1 protein-coding gene is annotated in these 531 nt (G+C 59.1%); it reads left to right on the top strand.

The features are described from left to right. Window positions 1-28: 28 nt before the first annotated feature. Window positions 29-531: biotin carboxylase N-terminal domain-containing protein (locus PSSD_RS26020; protein ID WP_304949882.1), on the top strand; the 503-nt coding region annotated here is incomplete at its 3' end.

Genomic DNA, 531 nt, shown 5'->3' on the forward strand with positions numbered 1-531 from the left:
TGGTTGTCATCGAATAACGAGGCGAAGCATGCTGGATAAAATTGTCATTGCTAACCGCGGTGAAATTGCGCTGCGCATTCTGCGTGCCTGCAAAGAGCTGGGCATCAAGACTGTTGCCGTACACTCCACTGCGGACCGCGACCTGAAGCACGTGCTGCTGGCGGACGAAACCGTCTGCATCGGCCCGGCGCAGTCGGTCAAAAGTTATCTGAACATCCCGGCACTGATCTCTGCCGCCGAAATCACTGGCGCAGTGGCGATCCACCCGGGCTACGGCTTCCTCTCTGAGAACGCCGATTTCGCTGAGCAGGTTGAGCGCTCTGGCTTTATCTTCATCGGCCCGAAAGCCGACACCATTCGCCTGATGGGCGACAAAGTGTCTGCGATCACCGCGATGAAGAAAACCGGCGTACCGACCGTACCGGGCTCTGACGGCTCGCTGACCGATGACATGGATAAAAACCGTGCCATCGCCAAGCGCATCGGCTATCCGGTGATCATCAAAGCCTCCGGCGGCGGCGGCGGTCGCGG

It is taken from the genome of Type-D symbiont of Plautia stali, from assembly GCF_001485335.1.
GTDB classification, from domain to species: Bacteria; Pseudomonadota; Gammaproteobacteria; order Enterobacterales; family Enterobacteriaceae; genus Pantoea; species Pantoea vagans_C.